At 33.0% G+C, this 23154-nt stretch carries 22 protein-coding genes and 1 riboswitch; of the genes, 4 read left to right on the top strand and 18 right to left on the bottom strand.

The genetic code is table 11. The annotated features are described in order from the left end of the window. Positions 1-5 precede the first annotated feature (5 nt). The 6 genes from galE to ACFHWD_RS16140 form a co-directional block, all read right to left on the bottom strand. Positions 6-992, bottom strand: a complete 987-nt coding sequence (gene galE / locus ACFHWD_RS16165) for a UDP-glucose 4-epimerase GalE (protein WP_378062678.1) — start codon at positions 990-992, stop codon at positions 6-8. Between the two features lie 47 nt (positions 993-1039). Beyond that, entirely contained in the window at positions 1040-2410 is a 1371-nt protein-coding gene (locus ACFHWD_RS16160) for an amidohydrolase family protein (protein ID WP_229981562.1), read from the bottom strand. Between the two features lie 45 nt (positions 2411-2455). Next, positions 2456-3535, bottom strand: coding sequence for a spermidine/putrescine ABC transporter substrate-binding protein (locus tag ACFHWD_RS16155; RefSeq protein WP_378062677.1), 1080 nt, complete (start codon positions 3533-3535; stop codon positions 2456-2458). Between the two features lie 62 nt (positions 3536-3597). After that, a complete protein-coding gene (locus tag ACFHWD_RS16150; protein WP_150358049.1) occupies positions 3598-4386 on the bottom strand; it encodes an ABC transporter permease in 789 nt (262 codons plus the stop codon). Beyond that, complete coding sequence (locus ACFHWD_RS16145) at positions 4386-5285, bottom strand: ABC transporter permease subunit (RefSeq protein WP_326839083.1); 900 nt, start codon at positions 5283-5285, stop codon at positions 4386-4388. The genes ACFHWD_RS16150 and ACFHWD_RS16145 overlap by 1 nt, the downstream gene beginning before the upstream one ends. Next, complete coding sequence (locus tag ACFHWD_RS16140) at positions 5282-6391, bottom strand: ABC transporter ATP-binding protein (protein WP_378062676.1); 1110 nt, start codon at positions 6389-6391, stop codon at positions 5282-5284. The genes ACFHWD_RS16145 and ACFHWD_RS16140 overlap by 4 nt, the downstream gene beginning before the upstream one ends. Positions 6392-6857: 466 nt before the next feature. On the opposite strand from ACFHWD_RS16140, the gene ACFHWD_RS16135 reads away from it, so the two are divergent. Next, positions 6858-7112, top strand: coding sequence for a FeoA family protein (locus ACFHWD_RS16135; RefSeq protein ID WP_150358047.1), 255 nt, complete (start codon positions 6858-6860; stop codon positions 7110-7112). Further along, positions 7096-9219 (top strand): ferrous iron transport protein B, encoded by a 2124-nt coding sequence (gene feoB / locus ACFHWD_RS16130; RefSeq protein WP_150358046.1) that lies wholly within the window; start codon positions 7096-7098, stop codon positions 9217-9219. The genes ACFHWD_RS16135 and feoB overlap by 17 nt, the downstream gene beginning before the upstream one ends. A 97-nt stretch (positions 9220-9316) precedes the next feature. On the opposite strand, the gene ACFHWD_RS16125 is transcribed toward feoB, so the two are convergent. After that, the gene (locus ACFHWD_RS16125) at positions 9317-10789 is read right to left on the bottom strand and encodes an amino acid permease (RefSeq protein WP_150358045.1); all 1473 of its coding nucleotides are present in this window, start codon (positions 10787-10789) and stop codon (positions 9317-9319) included. A 120-nt stretch (positions 10790-10909) separates the two neighbouring features. After that, positions 10910-11087: riboswitch (Lysine riboswitch) on the bottom strand. Positions 11088-11284: 197 nt separating this feature from the next. On the opposite strand from ACFHWD_RS16125, the gene rbr reads away from it, so the two are divergent. Beyond that, entirely contained in the window at positions 11285-11872 is a 588-nt protein-coding gene (gene rbr / locus ACFHWD_RS16120) for a rubrerythrin (RefSeq protein WP_150358993.1), read from the top strand. 28 nt (positions 11873-11900) lie between these two features. On the opposite strand, the gene ACFHWD_RS16115 is transcribed toward rbr, so the two are convergent. The 4 genes from ACFHWD_RS16115 to ACFHWD_RS16100 all read right to left on the bottom strand — a co-directional run bounded on the left by ACFHWD_RS16115 (position 11901) and on the right by ACFHWD_RS16100 (position 15104). Beyond that, positions 11901-13727 carry a MutS family DNA mismatch repair protein gene (locus ACFHWD_RS16115; RefSeq protein ID WP_179977366.1) on the bottom strand — a complete coding sequence of 609 codons (1827 nt, stop codon included), beginning with the start codon at positions 13725-13727 and terminating at the stop codon, positions 11901-11903. Between the two features lie 4 nt (positions 13728-13731). Beyond that, positions 13732-14169 carry a bacteriohemerythrin gene (locus ACFHWD_RS16110; RefSeq protein WP_179977367.1) on the bottom strand — a complete coding sequence of 146 codons (438 nt, stop codon included), beginning with the start codon at positions 14167-14169 and terminating at the stop codon, positions 13732-13734. Between the two features lie 209 nt (positions 14170-14378). Further along, complete coding sequence (locus ACFHWD_RS16105) at positions 14379-14750, bottom strand: phage holin family protein (RefSeq protein ID WP_150358996.1); 372 nt, start codon at positions 14748-14750, stop codon at positions 14379-14381. Positions 14751-14903: 153 nt separating this feature from the next. Continuing rightward, positions 14904-15104 (bottom strand): alpha/beta-type small acid-soluble spore protein, encoded by a 201-nt coding sequence (locus tag ACFHWD_RS16100; protein WP_150357979.1) that lies wholly within the window; start codon positions 15102-15104, stop codon positions 14904-14906. Between the two features lie 239 nt (positions 15105-15343). Here ACFHWD_RS16100 and ACFHWD_RS16095 point away from each other — a divergent pair, with 239 nt between their 5' ends. Continuing rightward, positions 15344-16195: a PHP domain-containing protein gene (locus tag ACFHWD_RS16095; protein WP_229981575.1), complete on the top strand. Its 852-nt coding sequence runs from the start codon at positions 15344-15346 to the stop codon at positions 16193-16195. 52 nt (positions 16196-16247) lie between these two features. On the opposite strand, the gene ACFHWD_RS16090 is transcribed toward ACFHWD_RS16095, so the two are convergent. From ACFHWD_RS16090 to ACFHWD_RS16060, 7 genes are all read right to left on the bottom strand, one after another. Next, positions 16248-17648, bottom strand: coding sequence for an aminopeptidase (locus tag ACFHWD_RS16090; RefSeq protein ID WP_150357981.1), 1401 nt, complete (start codon positions 17646-17648; stop codon positions 16248-16250). A gap of 72 nt (positions 17649-17720) precedes the next feature. Further along, on the bottom strand, positions 17721-18659 hold the full coding sequence (locus ACFHWD_RS16085; RefSeq protein WP_150357982.1) for a magnesium transporter CorA family protein: 939 nt from the start codon (positions 18657-18659) through the stop codon (positions 17721-17723). Between the two features lie 137 nt (positions 18660-18796). Continuing rightward, positions 18797-19342: a 5-formyltetrahydrofolate cyclo-ligase gene (locus ACFHWD_RS16080; RefSeq protein ID WP_179978280.1), complete on the bottom strand. Its 546-nt coding sequence runs from the start codon at positions 19340-19342 to the stop codon at positions 18797-18799. After that, positions 19339-20262 (bottom strand): HPr(Ser) kinase/phosphatase, encoded by a 924-nt coding sequence (gene hprK, locus ACFHWD_RS16075; RefSeq protein WP_150357983.1) that lies wholly within the window; start codon positions 20260-20262, stop codon positions 19339-19341. Before hprK ends, ACFHWD_RS16080 begins: the two co-directional genes overlap by 4 nt. Positions 20263-20286: 24 nt before the next feature. Next, positions 20287-21000 (bottom strand): TVP38/TMEM64 family protein, encoded by a 714-nt coding sequence (locus ACFHWD_RS16070; protein ID WP_150357984.1) that lies wholly within the window; start codon positions 20998-21000, stop codon positions 20287-20289. Continuing rightward, positions 20997-22139, bottom strand: coding sequence for a (Fe-S)-binding protein (locus ACFHWD_RS16065; RefSeq protein WP_229981558.1), 1143 nt, complete (start codon positions 22137-22139; stop codon positions 20997-20999). The genes ACFHWD_RS16070 and ACFHWD_RS16065 overlap by 4 nt, the downstream gene beginning before the upstream one ends. Then, positions 22133-23137 (bottom strand): phosphotransferase, encoded by a 1005-nt coding sequence (locus ACFHWD_RS16060; RefSeq protein ID WP_229981557.1) that lies wholly within the window; start codon positions 23135-23137, stop codon positions 22133-22135. Before ACFHWD_RS16060 ends, ACFHWD_RS16065 begins: the two co-directional genes overlap by 7 nt. Between the last annotated feature and the right edge of the window lie 17 nt (positions 23138-23154).

Below are 23154 nucleotides of genomic sequence, written 5' to 3'. Positions count from 1 at the left end.
TTTAATTATTTTTCATAGCCATGAGGATGCTTTTTGTGCCAATTCCATGCGGTTTCAATAATTTTTTCAATGGAATTGTATTTGGGATTCCAGCCAAGTTCTTCCATGGCTTTTTTAGAAGAAGCCACCAGAACTGCAGGATCTCCTGCTCTTCTTGGAGAAACTTCAGCCTTTATTTTCTCACCAGTTACCTGTCTTGAAATTTCAATTACTTCTTTTACAGAAAATCCCTTTCCATTTCCAAGATTGTATATTTTGCTTTCGTCATAATTCATAATTTTCTTCAGTGCCAGGAGATGGGCATCTGCCAAATCAGCGACATGTACGTAATCTCTTATACAAGTTCCATCCTCTGTATCATAATCATCTCCAAATATGAATATTCTATCTCTTTTTTTCAAGGCCACTTGAAGTATTATTGGAATTAAGTGGGATTCCGGCCTGTGATCCTCCCCAATAAGTCCATTTACATGTGCCCCTGCAGCATTAAAATATCTAAGTGCAGCATATTTTATTCCATAGGCTCTATCGCTCCACTTTAATATTTTTTCTACTGTGAGCTTAGATTCACCATAAGGATTTGTAGGACTAGTATGTGCATTTTCTAAAATAGGAATACTTTTAGGCTCTCCATATACAGCTGCCGTTGAAGAAAATACTATATATTTTACTTCATATTTTTTCATGGCCTTTATAAGATTTAAAGTACCTCCCACGTTATTCTGAAAGTACTTAATAGGTTTATCTACACTTTCTCCCACAAGGGAATAGGCTGCAAAATCTATTACCGCTTCAATTTCATTTTCTTTAAAAACTTTCTCTAATGAATTTTCTTCCCTTAAATCACCCTCATAGACTTTTCCGCCTAAAATGGAATTCCTATGTCCTTTTTCAAAATTATCCAACACTACAACTTTTTTTCCTTCCTCAAGCAGTCTTGCAACCATATGGCTGCCTATATATCCTGCTCCGCCGCAAACTAGAATTGGCATTATAAAACCTCCTAAAATACATAATAATATATATTTTATAACTAAATTTAGTTCATTTCAATTGCCCTTCCAGGTAAAACTCCTTTTTTGATCCTGCCATTTTCAAATACTATCTGTCCATTTACAATAACATAATGAATTCCCTCGGGATAGGTATCAGGTTTACCCTTTCCTAAAAATCTAGATTTATCACAAATAGTATTTAGGTCAAATACAACAAGATCGCCATCATATCCTACAGCCATTCTGCCTTTATTTTTAAGCCCTAATATACGTGCAGGTATCAGAGTACATTTTTTAATGGCTTCAATAGGTGAAATGTAATTTTTTTCCCTCACCATCTTTCTAAAAAATCGTGGAAAAGTACCCGCATTTTGTGGATGCCCCTCTCCCATATTGCCTGTAGGGCTGGCTCCTGAATCCGAGGAAGGTACTATATAGTCCTTTAAAAGTGCTTCGTAGATCTCATTCTCAATTCCAGTACTGCAGATTATCACTGCATTTTCCTTTTTATTTCTCAGTTTTTTATACAAATCCCGCGTAAGGCAATGCCCTTTTAAACTTCCAGATGCAATAAACAAATCACTCAGCTTCCAACCGAATTTTTTGATGTGATTTTCATCAAAAACACTGGTACATATACCTGTAGCAAAAGAAGTATACATACCGCTGTCCGCCCATATATTCACTCCTCTATCCCTTGCACGATCGATGATATCAAGTGCTTCTGTCATGACCCCTGTTCCATATTGATATACAAGGTGAGATACCTGTACTAAGGCTCCAGTAATCTCGGAAATTCTAACAGCTTCTCTAAGAGAATCTAAATCATTGGGGGCTCTAAGTCTTGTATGGATAGAAATTAATTTTTTATGCTTTGAAGCTACTTTGCTCAAGGCTATAACTTCTTCAAAAGAAGATCCTGGAGCATACTCAAGGCCAAAGGACAGCCCCACTGCACCGTTGTAAAATTCTTTTTCTAAGATAGTCTTCATTTTTCTTATTTCGTTCTCAGTAGCTCCAATATATGGATTGGTAATTCCCACACTGCATCTCAAACTAAATGAATGTCCTATGAATTGAAGTTGATTTATTAAGAAACCATTTTTGTTTTGCCTGTAAAAAAATTTATCTAAATTCAATGGCCCACCGCCGCAGTTGCCCCCTACTGTAGTGGTAATTCCTTGAACTAAAGACAGTTCTCCACAGTTAATATTTCCATCAATATGGGCATGAATATCTATAAATCCAGGACTTACTGTGCACCCTTTAGCATCTATTTCTACTTTTCCTCTTATATCCTCACTGGTAATTGCAGCTATTTTGCCATTCAGCAGTGCTATATTGGCTTTAAACATAACCTCCTGTTCTGGATCCGCCACTTGGGCATTTTTTATAACTACATCATAGATATCCATAAAGCTAACCTCCTTTCAAAATATTTTCTATGCTTAAAATCCTCTTTATCTTTGTTTGAATTCAGACCATATTAAATCATACGTTTTTGTAGCACTTCCCACATCTCTGAATCTCTCAGCTCTCTTTAATTCTGAATCAGGTATAAATACCGCCCTGTTGTTTAAATACTCCTTTGACATATATTTTTTAGCAGCTTTATTTGTATTTACATATTCATTTGCAGTAGTAGCTTCATTGCTTATTTTACCATCCAGCATAAAGTTTATAAATTTTTCTGCATTTTCTTTGTGAGGGGCTTTTATCGGTATAATAAAATTATCCTCTTCAGCATTCATTCCCTCTTCAGGGTATACTATCTTAAATTTAGGATTTGCTTTAACTGCTGCCGATGCTTGAGAACCATACATGAATCCTACTGTGGTATCGCCATTTATAAGGCTGTTATGGGGAGTATCTGCATCAAGTACTTTTACATTGGGCTTTAATTTAAGTAAATCCTGTTTAGCCTGATCCAATTTTTTAGAATCCGTTTCATTCATGGAGTAACCTAGTTTTTTTAGTGTCATTCCCAACACTATTCTTGGATCATCCACGAGAACCAATGAATTCTTAAGTGCAGGATTCCATAGATCTTTATAACCTCTTATTGGAAAATTTACTTTTTCGGAATTATATACAATCATCTGACTTCCAAGGGTGTAAGGCATGGAGTATTTATTCCCCTTGTCATAAGCCTGATTCAAAAACTGTGGATCCACATTTTTATAATTAGGTATTTTTGCTTTATCTATAGGCTGCATCAAAATATTTTTTTGTTTCCCCATAACCTCAATAATATAGTCGCTGCATATTACTACATCATACTCAGAGCCTCTGGAGGCCTGAAGTTTTGCAAGCATTTCCTCGTTGGTAGAAAAATTGCTGTAATTTACTTTTATTCCAGTTTGTTTTTCAAACTCATTTACTACTGAATCAGGCACATAATTGGCCCAGGTAAATAGATTTACCACTTTTTCACTATTGTCGGATGTAGGTTTACTTTGAATGCTACAGGCAGATAAAGCAAAGATAAAACAGACACTTGTTATCCCTAAAATTAATATTTTAAACGGATTCTTTTTCATTATACATTCCTCCTTGATCCTATATTAATCGCAATATAATTCATTTATAGCTACTTCTATTTTCACACTTTCTTTGTTCCCATTGTTTTAATAAATTGTACCATAATTAGAATTCCAAACGTAATTAAAAGCATCAAAGTACAAAGTGCGTTGATTTCTGGTGATAATCCAAATCTAAGCATGGAAAATATTTTTATAGGTAAAGTAGTACTTTCTGGACCAGATACAAAAAAATTTATAATTACATCATCAAAAGACAAAACAAAAGCAATCATAGCTCCTGATAATATACCAGGTAATATAAGTGGAAGGATAATACTTGTAAATACTTTAAATCTACTTGCCCCGAGATCCATTGCAGCATCTTCGATACTGGAGTCAAATCCGGCCAATCTCGATTTTACTACAATAAATACAAAAGGTATACTAAAAGTAGTGTGAGATAAAACTAAAGTACCTATTCCAAGAGGAAATCTCATCTGAGAAAAATACATGAGCAGAGCAATACCCATTATGACTTCGGGGATAACAATAGTTATGTCTAAAAGCCCTTCCACTAAATTCTTCCCTTTAAAATTATACTTATATAGTCCAACAGCTCCTATTGTACCTATTATAGAGGAAATTACAGTGCTTACAATTGCTATGGTTAAACTGTTCTTGAATGCAATTATGACATTTAAATCCTTAAATAACTTCCTATACCAGTCCATAGTAAATCCCATCCATTCAGTCCCTGCCATTGATTTATTAAAGGAATAAACTACGACTATAAATATAGGTAAATATAAATATATAAATATCATTCCAATATATATATTGGAAATTTGCCTAAAAAATTTAGTCTTCATCAGAAAACCTCCAAGTCAATTTTCTTTCCAAGCAATTTTATACTTATACCTATAATAACCAAAATAGCAATCATCATAATTATGGATACAGCTGCTCCAAAAGGCCAATCTCTTGAAACTAAAAATTGGTTTTTAATAAGATTCCCTATAAGCATAACCTTGCTTCCACCCATGAGATCACATATATAGAACAGTCCCAAAGAAGGTATGAAAACCAGTATGCATCCTGCAATTATTCCAGGCATAGTAAGAGGCAAAGTTACCGTTAAAAAAGCCTTAAGAGGATTTGCCCCAAGATCTTTAGCTGCATCAATGAAGATCCCTTCAATTTTTTCTATGGAAGTATAGAGAGGAAGTACCATAAATGGAAAAAGGGCATATATCATTCCTACAAGCACTGCACCATATGTGTAGAGCATTTTCAGAGGTTCACTTATAAGTCCCATTTTAATAAGTACATTGTTTATAAGTCCCCCTGTACTCATAAGTATCATCCATGCATAAGTTCTTATAAGGGAATTTGTCCAAAAAGGAATAATTATCAACATTACGGCCAATATGCGAAATCTTTTTGGTATTTTTGCCACTAAATAGGCAAAGGGATATCCCAGGAACAGTGTACATAAAGTGGTTGTAAATGCAATGGAAACAGAGTCAAGAAAAATTCTGAGATAAAGTGGAGAAAAAATTCTCTTATAATTTTCTAAAGAGAATATAACGTCAATTCCCCCATTTATCCCTCTCTGAAGAAAACTTATAAAAATTATATATAGAATTGGCACTGCCATAAAAAATATCATCCACCCGGAAATGGGAAGTATAAAAAAACTCTTTTCAAAATTCGGAATTCGTCTTTTAACTGTATTTTTTACCACCGATGTTTCACTTCTACTGCTCAACTCACCATCACCTTTTTTCCCCGATCTGATTTATTGTCATTTTCACAATTTATTATCACTGCATCCTCTGGATCCCAATATATCCAAACATGTTCATTCATTTCTGGAATCTTAAGATCTTTATTATAATTAACTGAAATTACCTTTCTTCCATCTTCCAGTACAAAAATGGTTTTTATGTTGGATCCCAAATATATATTTTCCCTTACTACAGCTTTGAGATTAAAATGTTCAATACTTGTTAGAGAGTATTTTATATTTTCAGGTCTAATAAGTATACAAACTTTATCTCCTATTTCCAGTGACTTATTATTTACAAGTATTTGTGAATTTTTTGTTCTCAACAGAACTTTGTTTCCCAAAATTTCTTCTACAGTTGAATCAAACAAATTTGACTCACCTATAAAGCTAGCCACAAACTTGCTTTTTGGTCTTTCATATATATCTTTAGGGTCACCTAGCTGTTCTATAGCTCCAGCATTCATTACGACTATCCTATCGGATATATAAAGAGCTTCTTCCTGATCATGAGTTACATAGATAAAAGTTATTCCTAATTTTTGCTGGAGAGATTTTAATTCACTTTGCATTTTTTTTCTAAGTCTGAAATCCAATGCACCTAAGGGTTCGTCCAAAAGCAATATTTTGGGGTTATTTATAAGTGCTCTTGCAATTGCTACTCTTTGTTTTTGTCCTCCGCTCAATTGATCTGGCATCCTCTTTTCATAACTATTAAGTTGTACAAGTTCCAGCATTTTAGTCACACGCTTTTTTATCTCTGATCTTGGGATCTTTTTGATTTTCAAGCCATAAGCTATATTTTTGTAGACATTCATATGAGGAAAAAGAGCATAATTTTGAAAAACAGTATTTACATTGAGCTCATAGGGTTCCTTATCTTCTATATGCTGACCATCTAATAATATATTTCCGCTAGTAGGTTTTTCAAGCCCGGCAATCATCCTGAGAGTAGTAGTCTTGCCACAGCCGCTGGGGCCAAGAATAGTTAAAAATTCGCTCCTTTTAATATCCATAGAAATATTCTTTATTACTTCCTGATTATTAAAAACTTTTACTAGGTTGACTAGTTTAAGTATAGTATCCAATTTTTTCACCTCCAGATTATAATATAACTATTAAAAGTTTTTTTCATTATTATATTATTATAAGTAATTAATATGTAATTAGTGTAAAATATATATTAAAAAGCCTCCGCCTCCATTACAGAGGCAGAAGCTTACTCCTGCAGTCTCTACTCACCCTGTTATCATATCAAAATTTTTTTACAGACTTTAAAATTTTCCTTGATATATTGTATTTTCAATATCAATTCCTAGTGCTTTACTCAAATTTAAATTACAGAGTAATAATAGCACATTAATACTTTTAAGTCAATTACATTTGCTGAGATATGTTCATTTTAGTATGTATATAAAATTTATAAAAGATTATAATCACGTTTATTTTTATATTTCATAAATTAATATTGAATCGAGTTTTAATCTAGACTAATATTTTTAGCCTAGGGAAATAATTTTATATTTTTACGAGCCCTGGGAAGGAGGAATTAATGTGGAAAAACTTTGTCATGTGAATGTAGGCAAAACAGTAATGGTAAAACAGCTCTTCTCAAAAAATCTACTTAGGGAAAGAATGATGGCACTTGGCATTACCAAGGGGACCTTGATAGAGGTGATATTAAAAGGACCTGGTGATAATCTGACTTTATATAAAATTAGAGATACTTTAATTGCTCTTAGAAAAGAAGAAGCCTCTTTGATAGCAATACAGCAGATAAAGGAGAATAAATATGGGATTAACTTTTGAATCCACAAGAAGCAAATCGCTTAAAGATACCTTCAATATTCAAGCTAAAGAAAAAACTTTCGTAGTAGCATTAGCTGGGAATCCCAATACAGGTAAAAGCACTATATTTAATTCTCTTACAGGTCTTCACCAGCACACTGGTAATTGGCCTGGTAAAACTGTAGTAAATGCCCGTGGAAGTTACAAATACAAAGATGAAGATTTTTTAATTGTTGATTTACCAGGTACTTATTCTATATTTGCATCTTCTACTGAAGAAACTGTAGCAAGAGATTTTATATGCTTTGGGAACCCCGATGTCATAGCTGTAATCACAGATGCTACCTGTTTAGAGCGAAATTTAAATCTGGTATTTCAGATAATGGAAGTTAACTGCAACGTAGTACTGTGTATAAATTTGATAGATGAGGCAGAAAAAAAAGGTATAATAATAGATGGCAAAGCTATAGAAAAAAAGCTGGGAATACCAGTAATCATGTCTTCTGCCAGAAACAATATAGGTATAGATGAGTTAAAAGAAAGTATATATGATATTGCGTTAAATAAAATAAAATTGAACTATAATCCTGTAACCTATAAAAACATAGAGAATACAGTAGATAAGATAAAAAAAATGGTAGAAAAAAGATTTTTGAATATAAACCCCCGGTGGCTTTCTATAAGGCTTATGGATGGAAATGAGAACTTTCTCGATTCTATGTCAAAGTATCTTGACAAAGATGCCCTATATTACACTAAAAAATCTGTAGACGAATTATGCAAAAATACAGATAGAGAAGCCATAAGGGATTATATAACGGAACAGAATTATAAGCTAGCTGAATTTATAAAATTAAATTATATTAAAAGAAAAAGAACAGGTAAAAAAGCTGTTAAAAAAATCAATCCTGATCTCATAATAACTTCAAAAAAATATGGAATACCACTCATGCTGCTGATGTTATGTGGAATTTTATGGATAACCATAAAGGGGGCAAATATACCTTCTGATATCCTATCCAAAATACTATTTGGATTCGAAGATGTACTTGCCAAATGGTTTATTGAATTAAATGTTCCCAAATGGCTATATGGTATGTTGATTTTAGGGGTTTATAGAACTCTAGCCTGGGTTATATCTGTAATGCTGCCTCCTATGGCCATATTTTTTCCCCTATTCACTTTGCTAGAAGATATTGGGTATCTACCCAGAGTTGCCTTTAACCTGGATCATCTTTTTAAAAAAGCCTGTGCCCATGGAAAACAATGTCTCACCATGTGTATGGGACTTGGGTGTAATGCCGCAGGAGTAATAGGCTGCAGAATAATAGACTCTCCAAGGGAAAAACTTATAGCTACTGTAACGAATAACTTTGTCCCCTGTAATGGAAGATTTCCTACACTGATAATAATATCTTCTTTGTTCTTTGCCTCAAGTGCCAATTTTTCTAAAATAATACCTGCGGTAATTATAACTCTCATAATACTATTTGGCATATGTGTAACATTATCTATATCTTATTTATTATCCAAAACCTTACTAAAAGGTGTTTCGTCCACCTTCACACTTGAACTTCCTCCCTATAGAAGACCTCAAGTTGGACGGGTAATATACACTTCCATAATAGACAGAACCATATTTGTACTCTGGAGAGCAGTAATTGTAGCAGCTCCGGCAGGAGCAGTTATATGGATACTCTCCAATATATACATTGGAGACATCAATATAATAAATCATGTAGTTATGTTTCTAGATCCGCTGGGAAAACTCATAGGTATGGACGGATGTATATTGGTGGCCTTCCTGCTTGGTTTACCTGCAAACGAAATAGTACTCCCTATCCTGCTTATGTTGTATTTATCCACAAATACAATGGTTGATGTTGAAAGCATCTTGTCTTTAAAACAGATTTTTTTAAACCATGGCTGGACATATCTTACAGCTATAAATATCATGCTGTTCAGTTTACTTCACTGGCCCTGTGCAACTACACTTCTTACTATAAAAAAAGAGACAAAAAGCTTAAAATGGACGGTACTTTCAGCATTTATTCCATTGATAACCGCCTTTGCAGTATGTTTGTGCACTACTTTGATTTATAGGGGAATTCATACTCTCTGTGTTTAAATATAAAAGTTCAAATATCGGGTATCAAATAGTGATAATTTTCAGCTTATGGCGAAAATCCACCAGATTTGAACTCTGACATTTGAACTTTTAACTTTTATTTCAAATATTTCATATCCTTTTCAATGCTGTCAAAATCAACTTCTTCTAATTTTATTGTGGAGGTATGATATTTTTTCTTATACCACAACCACAATCCTGCAAATAGAGGAAGGCCTATATAAGAGGAAATCACTCCGCTCCAGTCTATTTTATCGGCTCCAAAATAAGTAATTCCCTGCCCTAATATAACTACAATACACAATGCAAGAGCTATTATTGGTCCCAAAGGGAACAATTTAGCTTTATATTTCAATTTACTGAAATCACGTTTTTGTACCGTATAGGCTTTTCTGAAACGATAGTGGCAAAGTGCTATTCCAAGCCAGGCCACAAATCCTGCCAGTCCTGAAGCTGCCACAAGCCATACATAAACTGTAGATTCAGCATAAAGTCCCGTGAGAAAACATGCAGATGCCACTATAGTAGTAAGTATTAATGAATTTACAGGAACTCCTCTTGAATTGACTTTCGCCAACCATGCTGGAGCTTTTTTATCCTTTGCCATAGAATATAACATTCGGGTAGAAGCATACATTCCAGAATTTCCTGCAGATAATACGGAAGTCAATATGATTGCATTCATAAGGGAAGCTGCTCCTGCTACTCCTGCCCTTTCAAACACCATGGTAAAAGGACTTGTATTCACGCCTGCATTCATGTATGGAATTAAAGCTCCTACTACAAATATAGTACCTATATAAAATAAAAGTATTCTCCAAAATATAGTGTTTATTGCTCTTGGTATGTTTTTTTCTGGATCCTCACTTTCTCCTGCTGCTATACCTACAAGTTCTGTACCTTGGAATGAAAAACCTGCAATTAAAAATACCAAAAATATAGATTTAAATCCACCAACAAATGGAGCTTCTCCTATAGTAAAATTCTTCAGCCCTACAGGTTTTCCGTTAAATATGCCCCAGATAGTTGCTATGCCGACTATTAAGAATACAATAACTGTCAATACTTTGATTCCTGCAAACCAGAATTCCGATTCACCATAAGCCCTGGCAGATAATAGGTTAAGCCCAACAATCAAAGTCAAGAAACATATACTCCATATAATGGCAGGTATATTTGGAAACCAATACTGCATTATAAGAGCTCCCGCTACCATTTCTGCTGCTACAGTTATAGCCCAATTATACCAGTAGTTCCAACCCAATGCGAAGCCTAAAGCTGGATCTACGAACTTGGTAGCATAAGTGCCGAAAGAACCTGAATCAGGCATATATGTGGCCATTTCTCCCAAACTGGTCATTAGGAAATATACCATAACTCCTATACATCCGTAGGCTACTAGTGCTCCTCCGGGACCAGCTTGTTTAATAGTAGCACCAAGTGCTAAAAATATGCCTGTTCCAATGGCTCCACCCATGGCAATCATATTTAAATGTCTCGCTTTAAGTCCTCTTTTCAGCTTATAATTACTTTTGTCCTTTAGTTGTTCTACTGCATTTACATTTTGCATTTTTTATTCCTCCCTATGGGTTTTAAATTCCCATAAGTGAATTAACCAAGATGAGCCTATAATAAAAAATACCTTGAGAGTACACTCAAGGCAATTAAACATAAAAATATTAATTCCGTAATGAATGATAGCTCTCCACAAATTAAAATATTGTGACAGTCTTGTACATATTTTATACAAGCCCAGTTGTTCAGCATTAAAGCATTAGCTAAACACTTCGGCGAAATTTCCTTTTAAGTTGTTTCAATGCGCTTAACTCCGCAACTTTACTCTTAAATTTCGCACCTCTACCCCAGTTATTCACTTATATTAAATATTATGAACTAAAAATGAAATTTAGTCAATACATTTTAATAATTTTTGTTTTGCAATAAGCTATATTTTTCCTTTTTCCAGTTATTTTACTAAAATTGCATTGAATATATAATCAAATTAATATATTATATTATATAGAACAAAATATTAAATTATATTATTTATCAGGAGGTAATTTTTATGGCATCATTAAAAGGTACAAAAACTGCTGAAAATTTAATGAAAGCTTTTGCAGGAGAATCTCAGGCAAGAAACAGATACACTTATTATGCATCTGCTGCAAAAAAAGAAGGGTATGTTCAAATTTCCAATATATTTTTAGAAACTGCTGGAAATGAAAGGGAACATGCTAAAAGATTTTTTAAATTCTTAGATGCAGATCTGCATTGCGAAGCTGTGGAAATAAATAATGCGTCTTATCCAGTTGCATTAGGTGATACTAAGACTATTTTAAAAGCAGCTGCTGCTGGAGAAAATGAAGAATGGTCTAAGTTGTATCCTTCCTTTGCTGATACAGCTGATAAAGAAGGATTTCATGCTATAGCGACTGTTTTTAGAAAAATAGCAGAGGTTGAAAAGCACCATGAAGAAAGATATCTAGCACTGCTCAAAAATGTAGAAAATGGTACTGTATTCAAAAAAGATAAACCATGTAAGTGGATCTGCAGCAACTGTGGATATATTTATGAAGGTACATCTGCTCCTGAGTTCTGCCCTTCATGTGCACATCCTAAAGCATATTTTCAGTTATTTGTAGAAGAATTTTAATACTTAATTAATATTAGATATAGGGGAATCACTGCTTAGGTGATTCCCCTATATCTATACCTGCCATTTTCATTAAATAAAGTGCATTTCTAGTAGTTGAAACTCCAGTTCTGAGTTTGTAATCAAATTTGATTTTTCCATCTTCATAATATTCCTTAAAATGATAGTTTTTTATTTTACCGCCACTTTCCTCTTCCATTTCAGCTAATTCTAAATCATGTGTCGATACCATTCCACAGGTCTTTCCATTCTCTAAATTTTTTATCAAAATTTTGGCTCCTAAATGCCTATCAATGGAATTAGTTCCCTTGAATATTTCATCCAAAAGGAAAAATACCTGTTCACCTCTGCCGCAGGCCTCTACAATCCCTTTTATTCTGAGTATTTCTCCATAAAAAGAAGATATATTTTCTTCTAAATTATCACTTATTCTCATACAAGTGTAAATGTTCATTATAGAACAGCTAAATTTTTTTGCACGAACTGGGGCCCCTGCATATGCCAATGCTAAATTTACACCTGCAGTTCTCAGGAGCGTGCTCTTCCCTGACATATTTGACCCTGTAATCAACACTATATTAGAAGGCTTTTTTAAAGTCAAATCATTACACACAGCTCTGTCTCCAAGAAGAGGATGTGCCATGGATTTTGCATTAAACACAAGCGGGGTATCTAAAATTTCAGGAATTGTCCAATACGGATGCTCAAAAGCTATGAGAGCAAGACTGTTCAGCATTTCAAATTGACTTACTGCTTCAATCCAATTATAAATTGACCTGCCATTTTTTACTCTCCATTTTTCAAAGGCAAATGTGCATTGATAATCCCATAATAAAAAAATGTTTATCAAGATGTATAAAATATTTTTTCTCTGGGATACGTTCTCTGAAATCTTATTTAAATTCCGCAATTCTCTTCCAGCATCAATTGATGTTTCCCCTTTTTTATAAAGTATTTCTTTTAAAGAATTTAAATATGTGCACTGGAATTTTTCTCTGGATATCATATATATAACTTTATCGTATACCATTATACTATTTTTAATCTCAGATACGCCATCTAAAATATTAAATCTGTTTTTCATTCCAGGTATAAGCAAAGTTATCTGTATTATAACTGCGGTATAACCTACATAATTTCCAAATAGATGGAATACAAAACTCATAATCAAGAGCGCTATAGTTATAACAGGCAATGTCTTAAACAAAATTATCATATATCTTTTTTCATAAAATGGATTTTCCGTTTCCAATATTTTCTCTATTTTTAAAATATTTTTTCCACCATTTTCTATAAAAGAAGCTTCTGCTTCAAAATGCTGTCTCCATTTTAACTTGTGCTTTAATTCCATCACTGCTTTCTGCCTGCTTATTATATCCTGTTTACTTCCAATATTTCCTGATAGAACATCCTTTAGTTTTTTTTCTCCAAAATAGGTTTTACAGCAGTTCATCCATTGAAACAGTGAACCTTCTCCAAATAAATCCAGATCTTCTGAATAACTGTGATTTTTGTCTTTAAACTCCTGACCTGTTTTGCTGAACTTATTCCAATTCCCCTCAACTCTATTTAAAGAATTGTCATTTATTCTCCATAACTTTTCTGTGAAGTTCACATTTTCTTTTAATTTACAATGAATTTTTATGACAAATATAAATAGTATAAGAAAAGCCAGTAAGAAACTAAAACTCATATAATAAAATTTTTTTGCATAAAAAAATATAGAGCAGAACATTCCCGATAGGAATATTGCAAACCTCAATTTGCTTATGTATAAGGCGTTATTTTTCTGCCTTCTTATAAGTTTATAATAATGTTCTTTTCTTCTGGAATAAATTTTTTGTATGCAGTTCAAACCATTACCTCTCTTTCTTTTTTACAGTTCCATTTAGCTTCAAACTTTCAAAATAATCTTTAATCTTCAAATCCATACCTATTATATGATTTGTTATCCAGTTATATACAAAATCCAGCAGCTTTAACACTGCCTCCTGTTGATTTTCATCAATTTCTTCTAAATCCACATTTTGAATTTTTTCAATAAATTTATCATGTACTTTTTTCTGTTCTCTATATCCTGGATACTCATACATGTCCATTATTTTTTCTTCATCTTCAAAATGATAAACTGTATATTCTTTCAGATCATCAATCGAATTTAATATTTCATCAAAATAATCCACACGATTTTTATTCGTGGCTAGTTCATAGATGGAATTTCCTATTTCAAATAACTTTTTATGCTCATCATCTATTCTTTTAATCCCACAACTGTACTCATCTTTCCAATCAAACATCTACAAGTTTGCCCCCTTTAAAAATTAACACCTTATATGGTTTGTCCTAAAAATATATTTGAAAATTAATATATTCCTTACATTGTAATTATAGCAAACTTTAAAATCGCAGACCATAGGATACCTATAACATTTCCAATTTAGTGCAGATTATTTTTTGAAATTTAATAGCTGCTGGTAAATTACCAGCAGCTTACTGAGTCACTTTATTACATAACTCTTCCTGGAATTACAGCATCTAATATTCCGATAACTACTGCGGCCAAAATAGCCCCTAATATAGATACTCTCATGTTCGGAACCAAAAACTGAGTTATATAGAGGATTATAGCTGCAATTACAAATCCCTTTAATCCTTTTCCAAAAGGAGATGCATCCACTCTCATAAATCTTTCTACTAAATAATCTATTATACTTATTACAACTGCCGCCCCTAAATAAGACCATAATCCTACTATTCTAAAACCAGGTGTCAAAAAAGATGTTATTGCAAGCACGATTAATGTTAAGATAAATCTTAATATATAACTGCCCACAGTAGATTTTGAATTTTCCGGTTCTCTCTTTGTATCGTCAGCCATAGAAGTCACTCCTTTTCAATAAAATATTATCTGTGCAAATATAGTTTTACCCAATATCTAAAAAATATTTAAAAATAATAAATTTTTTAATTATAGGGGGCTGCTGCATAATTTAACTATGCAGCAGCCCCCTAACTTATTTTATATTATTTTTTATTTTAAGCCCTGTTCATAAGCTTCAATCATCTTTTTAACCATATTTCCACCTACTGAGCCTGCTTCTCTTGATGTAAGATCTCCATTATATCCTTCTTTTAAGTTTACTCCAACTTCTCTAGCTGATTCCATTTTGAACCTATTTAAGGCATCTTTAGCTTGTGGAACTAGGACTCTATTTCCTCTGTTACTTGCCATGATTGATTTCCTCCTCCTATATATTATTATTTTGTATTACATCTATAAGTTTGCTCCATATAAAAATTATTACTCTATAAAATTGCATGAAATTGAGATATGATATGACATAGATAGAAATTTTTATATATAAAAGTTTATTTTAGCATAACTTTTAAATTTTAATCTACAATTAAAATTTATTTAGCGTATAATATAATATTAAGGTTTAGATAAACTAAAAAGGGTAGGTGATATTGTTGTATAAAAGAGGAGATTTCCATTTACACACCACTGCATCTGACGGAAGATTATCTCCCAGTGAGCTTGTAAAAATGGCCGGCAGAAGGGGTATGGATATAATCGCCATAACAGATCATGATACAGTATCCGGTATGGATGAAGCCTTAGATGCTGGTAGAAAAATAAAACTCAAAGTTATTCCAGGAATAGAACTGTCTACTTTATGTTATGGAAAAAGTGTTCATATATTAGGATATTTTAAAGCAATTTCAAATATATCTCCTGAATTTAAAAATTTTTTACAGGAAATGAGTGAATATAGAAAAAAGAGAGCAAAAAAAATAGTAGATAATCTATATAAATTTTTTAATATAAAACTAGATTATCAAAGCATACTTGAAAATGCTCACAATATTGTTACAAGACCTCATATTGCACAGGCCATAATAGATTCTGGATATAATTATAATTTTAAGGATATATTTACGAATTTTATAGGCGATTCCTGTCCCGCATATGTCCCCACTAAGAAGCTTTCCACTGAAGATGGTGTGAAACTGCTTAAATCTTTAAATTCCGTGGTTGTTTTAGCACATCCAGTTCTCATAAAAGATGTCAATATGGAAACCCTACTTAAGCTTCCCTTTGACGGTATAGAGGCAATTTACTCCATGAATGCACCAAAAGATACAGAAAAGTTTATAAAATATGCTGAAAAATATAATAAAATAATAACTGCAGGTTCAGATTTCCACGGTTTACCAAGAAAAGACAGAGACGATCCCGAGCACTCTCATAGTATAGGTGAAGTTTATTTAGAGGAAAAAGATATAGAAATATTTTTAAATAAACTAAACACCTTAAATTAAAATAATCCATGTAATTACATCTGCAATTACACGAATTATTTTTTAATTTATATTATATTTCATTCAAAAAGACCGTATATCCCTTTACAGCTTCGTATATGTCTGCCTTGCTTGCTACCTCCCAAGGGGCATGCATATTATGAAGTGCTATGCCGCAGTCTATTACCTGCATATTGTATTCTGCCAGTATATATGCTATTGTTCCACCGCCTCCTTGATCCACTTTTCCAAGTTCTGCAGTTTGCCAGTACACATTATTTTTTTCCATTATATTTCTTATTTCAGCTATATATTCAGGATTTGCATCATTGCATCCCGATTTTCCCCTGGCTCCAGTATATTTATTAAAGACTATCCCTTTCCCAAGATAAGCCGAGTTGTTTTTATCCATGACAGAAGGATAATTTGGATCAAAAGCTGCACTTACATCTGAAGATAGCATTTTTGAATTGGTTAGAGCCCTTCTTACTTTTAAATCGCTGTACTTTCCGCAGAGATCTATGATTTCTGCCACCGTATTTTCAAAAAATCTAGACTGCATTCCTGTAGCTCCAACGCTTCCAATTTCCTCTTTATCAACTAAAAGAGTTACACAGGTTTTTTCAGGATTTTCTATTTTCATCATTGCCTCAAAGGAGGTATATGCACATATTCTATCATCGTGTCCATAAGCCATAACCATGCTTCTATCCAGTCCAAAATCCCTTGCAGCTCCTGCAGGAACTACCTCAAGTTCCGCGGATACAAAATCCTCTTCTTCAATATTGTATTTTTCATTCAACAACTTCAGTATGTTCTGTTTTACTCTGTTTTTGGCATCTTTATCCTTAATTGGAATACTTCCCACCAGTAAATTTAAATCTTCTCCTTCAACTACTTTATCTCCTTTTTTGTCCATTTGTTCTCTGGCAAGATGTATTAACAAATCGGATACGCCAAATACGGGATCAGTCTCTTTTTCCCCCAGTACTAAGTTGACCTTAGTGCCATCCTTTTTTACGACAACCCCATGAATGGCCAACGGAAGTGTAACCCACTGATACTTCTTTATTCCACCATAATAATGAGTGTCAAATAAAGCTAAATCCGTATCCTCGTAAAGCGGATTCTGCTTTAGATCAAGTCTTGGAGAATCTACATGTGCTCCAAGTATCCTCATGCCCTCCTCTATGTTTTTTTTCCCAATTACAAAGAGTGCCAGAGTCTTTCCTTTATTATTGGCATAAACTTTATCTCCTGGTTCCAGTGAAGCTTTTTTACCTCTTATATCTTCTATATTTTTATAGCCACTTTTTTCAGCTATTGACACAAATTCCGCTATGCATTCTCTTTCGGTTTTACATTTGGACATAAAATTCTTATACTCATCTGATAATTTAAAAAGTGATTCAAAATCCTTTTTTGAATATTTATCCCAGGCATATTTATATTTTTTAGTTAAATCCTTTGACACTATAATCTCTCCTATCTGTATTTATTTAGGATAAAAAACAAATTTTAATATTCATTATCAATCCTGTTTATTTTAAAGCCATCTTTTCCTTTTGAATATGCATATGAGGATTATGGCTATAAAAGTCATCATTATAATTACATAATGGCATCCATTTTCCACTTCCATAAAAGGTACTCCCTTTAAATTAGTACCATAAATACTGCTTATGAGGTTCAAAGGTAAAAATATAGTAGCTATAACAGTAAAAATTTTCATGAGTTCATTTGTTTTATTTGCTATCTCTGATTCAAAAGCTTCCCTTACCAGTGCCAAATCCTGGACCAGGCTTTCAAGGGAAATCATAAGCTTTTCTATTTTTTTACTTAAGCCTATAAAATATTTTATACTTTCTTTTTCAATAACAAGGTTGTCATTTATAGTTAAGCTGTCTCCTATATAAATCAGGGGACTTAAATACTTTCTTATTTTATAAACCTGTCTTCTTAAAGTTATCAAATTGTCTATCTGATCCTGCCTCGGGTTTTTCAAAATATTTATTTCGATTTTATCTGCCTCTACTTCTAGTTCGGATATTATATCATAATTTTTCATAACTATTCTGTCTAAAATGCAGTAAAGAAGTATACACACCCGGGGATTGTCTTTTAGCACAAAACAATTCTTCCAGCTATTTATGTCTTTTATTAAATTCTCCAGTATATCGATTTTGTCTTTGTATACAGTTATTATATAATTTCTACTTAGAAAAACATTCAACTCCCTGGATACCACTATTCTCTCTATATAATTGAGTACATTAAATATTATAAAAATATACCCGTTAAAAAAACTTATTTTTGATGCCTGGGAAAAACTTCTGCACTCATCTACAGTTTCCTCATCCACGGATATGAAATCATTTAATTTTTCAACCTCATCTACATGCAGAAGTATCCAATAATGACCGTTTACAAAATCAAATGATTCAGTAATCTCTTGAAAACCATTATCTATATCCAGTACCTTCATAAAAAAACACCACCAATAAAAACTAACTATAATTTACATGTAAATAGTTTCATCTTATATTAGTGTGTTAATTTAATCAGAAAATAATTCACTGCCCTTTCAAACAAATTGATTCACAGGCAAATTTAAAATAAAATTTAATCTGAAATAATATTGTCTATAGGTATATCATGTTCTTCTCTGGGAACCTTATCTAAAATCTGAAAACTGTATGCAAGGGCTATCTTCTTGGAATCCTTTCTAGTCATCTTTAGAAATCTGTCATAATATCCTCCTCCATAGCCTATTCTTCCTCCCTCTTTGTCAAAAGCAATACCTGGTATATAGCATAGATCTATTGTAGACTCATCCATCCTTAAATTTATATTTTCAGGCTCAAGTATTCCATAGGCACCACTTTTCAGTTCATTGAAATGGTTTATTTTTACCGCTATCATTCCCTTTTCCCTGGATATTGTCTTTGGAACAGAGACATTTTTGCCATCTCTTAGAGCCCTTTTTATAATTCTATGAGTATCAACTTCAGTTCCAAAACTGACGAATATAAATAAATTTCCAGCTTTCCGATATTCTTCACTTAGTAAAACTTTTTCAAATATTATATTGTCCAATGCCCTCTTTTTAATTTCAGGCATACTATCTCTTTTTTCTTTGATTTTTTTTCTGATATCTTCTTTATTCATCTGCATGGTCTTTTTTTCTCCAACTCTTTTATTCTCTTGCTGATTACATCTACTGGAGTTATGCTTGACATAAGACTATATCTGTAATTTGCTGCGGCAGCTTCAACTATGACAGCCAAATTTCTTCCAGGCCTTATAGGAACCTTTAGCTTTCTCACAGGAACATTTAAAATATTCATGTATTCCTTGTCTATTCCAAGCCTGTCGTAATTCTCATCTTCCTTCCACTGCTCCAGATATATTACAAGGTTGACATTTTTGGTCTTAAGTACAGAACTCAACCCATAAAGTGCAGGGACATCAATAATTCCCATTCCTCTAACTTCTATCATTCCCGCTGTAATATATGGTGAAGTCCCGTGAAGTACTCCATTTATCTGTTTTATATCCACTGCATCATCCGCTACTAACCTGTGTCCTCTTTTTATAAGTTCCAGCGCAGTTTCACTTTTGCCTATTCCACTCTCACCAGTTATAAGTATACCTATGCCGTATACATCCACTAACACCCCATGAAGCCTGGTTTCAGGTGCCAGCTTATCATCCAAATAGTTCATCAGTTTATTTATGAATCTCGTCGATATACTATCAGTTCTAAGTATCCATCTTTTATTAGAAAGGGCACTTTCTAAAAATTCTTTATGTGGTGGTAAATTTCTAGTAATTATAGTACAGGGATTATAAAATTCAAAATATTTTTCCAATCTTTTTTTCCTGAGTTCTGACTGCATCGCATCTAAGAAACTCCATTCAGCTTTACCCACTATCTGAACTCTTTTATTTGCATAATAATTGTAAAATCCGCTGAATTGAAGTCCTGGTCTATTTATATCACTTTCAGTTATTTTATTTATTTTGTCTCCTTTAGTTATAACTTCCAAATTCAAGTCCTCTATAATATCTTCTACCGTTACTGGCATTTTATCACCCCTTAGTTGGATCATCTAGTCTTTATTTTCCATAAGTTTTTTTGAATTGTCAACCTCTGTTACGGTTAAATCATTTTGAAGTTTATTGAAGGTGATTTTTTTCTTAATAAAATAGGATACTAAAACAAGAGCACCCAAAAGAGCCGAAGCCAGAACAAAATTTAAAGAATTTATATTTTGTGACTTATCTCCTAAATTTATAAATACAAATACCCCGGGTATTATCCCTATTGTAGTGGCTATAAGAAAATCTTTGAATTTTATTTTAGAAAGGCCGGCTCCATAACTTATTATATCAAAAGGCACCAGTGGTATCAATCTCAATATAAATACTATTAAGAAGCCCTCTTTTTCAACTCCGTCTTGGAACCATTTTCCCCTGCCCCTGACCAATTTATTTACTATATCCTTTCCCAAAAACCTGGCTATATAAAAAGATAGAGCTGCTCCTAAAACAGCCCCAATAATAGTATATATCATACCATAGAACACTCCAAAAACCATTCCGCTGGCTATGGCAAGTAAAGCATTGGGAAAAAGTGTAAGAGGTACAAAAGTAAACATTATTATATAAACTACAGGTGCAAGCATCCCAAAAGAACTTATATAAGCTTTTATGTTAGAGGCACTGCATTTATGCAGCAGGTCGCATTTAAAACATATCACTGCGGCAGATATAATTAAAATTGCAATCAGTATTTTCAGCAATATAGTTTTCTTTTTGTTCAAATCCTATATCCTCCTCTCATGATTTTATATCTATTCATCCAACTTTTATAAAGGCTTGTTTTGCCAGGTACCTCACGTTTGGAATCCCACTTACCTCCAAATATTAAATTCAAAAGGTGCAGAGACTTTTTCCCTCCCATAGACATGGATTCTCTACAGCTGGCACAATACGTAAGTAAATAATCGGTGCTGCCGGAGTTGGCTGTATCTTCCATAACCTGCATGGATATATCTGGATTCGTTGTAGAAACCATTCCTCCCATACCGCAGCAGTGAGTATGTTTTCCATAATGCAGTGATTCCACTACTTTATATCCAAGTTCATCTACAATATATCTTACGCTGTTTTGAATATCTTCCCTATACCTAGTTACACATGAATCCTGAATTGAAAAGACTATATCACTGCTCTTTCCTATACCTTTTGCCTCCTGAGGTAGTCCAATTTTTGCCAGCAGGTTCCAAAGTGAAATTATATTTTGATTCAATCCGCATTCTTTAAGAAGTAAAAAACAGGACTGGCAAGCTGTAACTATCTCTAGAGCACCGGAAGAATCTGCCATTCTTTTTAATTTTGTAATTTTCTGCTTGTAACTTTCCTCCTCCCCGATAATTTTGGAAGGCTTTCCGCAGCATTCTATAATCATTGCTGTCTCGGGAAAATCTTTTTTGAGGTATTCAAGAGTTTTGAATACAAGCTCTGGATTATAAGCACAAAGACTGCATCCAGGCATAAAGAGCCTTTTAATCTTTTTATGGGATTCATCTCCCAAAATACCGCTAAAAAATCTTGAAAAACTTAATGTTTGATGCATATGCACGGATCTATGGCCTTTCATGGGAGATACTCCTCCGTTATTTTCCACTGCATATTTTCTGATATTCATAAATACATCACCCAAATCCAAATTCTCCGGGCATACTGATTTACAAGTTTTACACATGCTGCAGGAATAAGGTATATATAAATTCATACTTTTTTCTTCTACTGCACTTTTAAATAGAGATCTGGGATTTTTACAAAAATATCTAAGCATCTCACATTGTTTCATGCATGCACCACATTTTACACACCTATTTCCTGTGCTTTTCAACTCATTTAAAATATTTTCATCCAATTCAATGGGCTTATTTACCATAAATTCACCTCTAGATTTTTCAGAAAATCCAAACTTAGGTATTCCTCTATCTTTTTCAATGTATCCTCGTTCTTTATATTCTTTTCCGGATTCTTATATTGAATCCATGCATAGGCACACCAGGAAAGTGCCCTTAGATACAGATAAGGTTTATATAGATGTACTCTCTCCTTTATATCTCTTTTGCCATTTTTCAATTTGCCTTCGTATATAGTGAGAAATTCATTTATTTCTTCTTTGCTAAAAAGATAAGATGATTTCCACAATGTAGTGGTTTTTGCCAGAAATTGAGTTAAATCCTGACAGGGATCACTTATAACTGGTTTTTCCCAGTCTATAAGATAATACTCTTTCCCACCTATAATAAAATTATTTGAGTTGACCTCCGTATTATTTATCACATGCCATTTGTCATCCATGAAATATTTCTCCCTATAACTATTATCTTCAGCCTTTTGCAAAAACTTATAGAAGAAATTTTTTTGTTCTCTATTGACTAGAGGAGATGACATAAAATCTTTAAGCCATTTTTTAGATTCCAGTACTCTGCTGGAAAAAATTTTGTCTTCCACTATAAAAATTTTTTCATCATCTTCACTTAAGTCTATAGAGTGAATCCTGCCAAAAATATCTGCAGCTTTTTCTAGATCCCTTTTATAATTTAAAGGTACACCTTCTAGGAATTCCATAATTAAAATTCCATAATTCAAAAGTTTTCTACTATCATCTACATAATATACTTCAGGCGTAACTCCGCTTACTTTAAGTCTTTTAAGTGCATTGAATTCATATAAAATCTGATGTTTAAGCTCTAATTGACTCCCTGTATTTACTCTAAACACATATTTTTTATTTCCATATTTCAGTATGTAATTTATATTATATTCTCCCTGTGCCAAAAAATTAATGGAATAGTTTCCATCTATGCCTATTTTCCTCAATTCCTTATTTTTATTTATGTAATCCTCTATTTTATATATTAATTTATCTTTTAACATATTAACTCCTTTTAAAT

The organism is Clostridium sp. MT-14 (genome assembly GCF_042436595.1).
Taxonomy (GTDB): Bacteria; Bacillota; Clostridia; order Clostridiales; family Clostridiaceae; genus Clostridium_B; species Clostridium_B aromativorans.
This window is presented reverse-complemented; position numbering and strand designations above follow the sequence as displayed.

Excerpts from the sequence above, each read along its gene's own strand:
- ACFHWD_RS16065 (WP_229981558.1), bottom strand. The coding sequence starts at position 22,139 with ATGGTAAATAAGCCCATTGAATTGGATGAAAATATTTTAAATGAGTTG.
- ACFHWD_RS16080 (WP_179978280.1), bottom strand. The coding sequence starts at position 19,342 with ATGAATAAAGAAGATATCAGAAAAAAAATCAAAGAAAAAAGAGATAGT.
- ACFHWD_RS16155 (WP_378062677.1), bottom strand. The coding sequence starts at position 3,535 with ATGAAAAAGAATCCGTTTAAAATATTAATTTTAGGGATAACAAGTGTC.
- feoB (WP_150358046.1), top strand. The coding sequence starts at position 7,096 with ATGGGATTAACTTTTGAATCCACAAGAAGCAAATCGCTTAAAGATACC.
- ACFHWD_RS16110 (WP_179977367.1), bottom strand. The coding sequence starts at position 14,169 with ATGTTTGATTGGAAAGATGAGTACAGTTGTGGGATTAAAAGAATAGAT.
- ACFHWD_RS16150 (WP_150358049.1), bottom strand. The coding sequence starts at position 4,386 with ATGAAGACTAAATTTTTTAGGCAAATTTCCAATATATATATTGGAATG.
- galE (WP_378062678.1), bottom strand. The coding sequence starts at position 992 with ATGCCAATTCTAGTTTGCGGCGGAGCAGGATATATAGGCAGCCATATG.
- ACFHWD_RS16085 (WP_150357982.1), bottom strand. The coding sequence starts at position 18,659 with ATGAAGGTACTGGATATAGATAATGGTTTTCAAGAGATTACTGAATCA.
- hprK (WP_150357983.1), bottom strand. The coding sequence starts at position 20,262 with ATGCCAGTAACGGTAGAAGATATTATAGAGGACTTGAATTTGGAAGTT.
- ACFHWD_RS16105 (WP_150358996.1), bottom strand. The coding sequence starts at position 14,750 with ATGGCTGACGATACAAAGAGAGAACCGGAAAATTCAAAATCTACTGTG.
- ACFHWD_RS16160 (WP_229981562.1), bottom strand. The coding sequence starts at position 2,410 with ATGGATATCTATGATGTAGTTATAAAAAATGCCCAAGTGGCGGATCCA.
- ACFHWD_RS16060 (WP_229981557.1), bottom strand. The coding sequence starts at position 23,137 with ATGTTAAAAGATAAATTAATATATAAAATAGAGGATTACATAAATAAA.
- rbr (WP_150358993.1), top strand. The coding sequence starts at position 11,285 with ATGGCATCATTAAAAGGTACAAAAACTGCTGAAAATTTAATGAAAGCT.
- ACFHWD_RS16125 (WP_150358045.1), bottom strand. The coding sequence starts at position 10,789 with ATGCAAAATGTAAATGCAGTAGAACAACTAAAGGACAAAAGTAATTAT.
- ACFHWD_RS16100 (WP_150357979.1), bottom strand. The coding sequence starts at position 15,104 with ATGGCAAGTAACAGAGGAAATAGAGTCCTAGTTCCACAAGCTAAAGAT.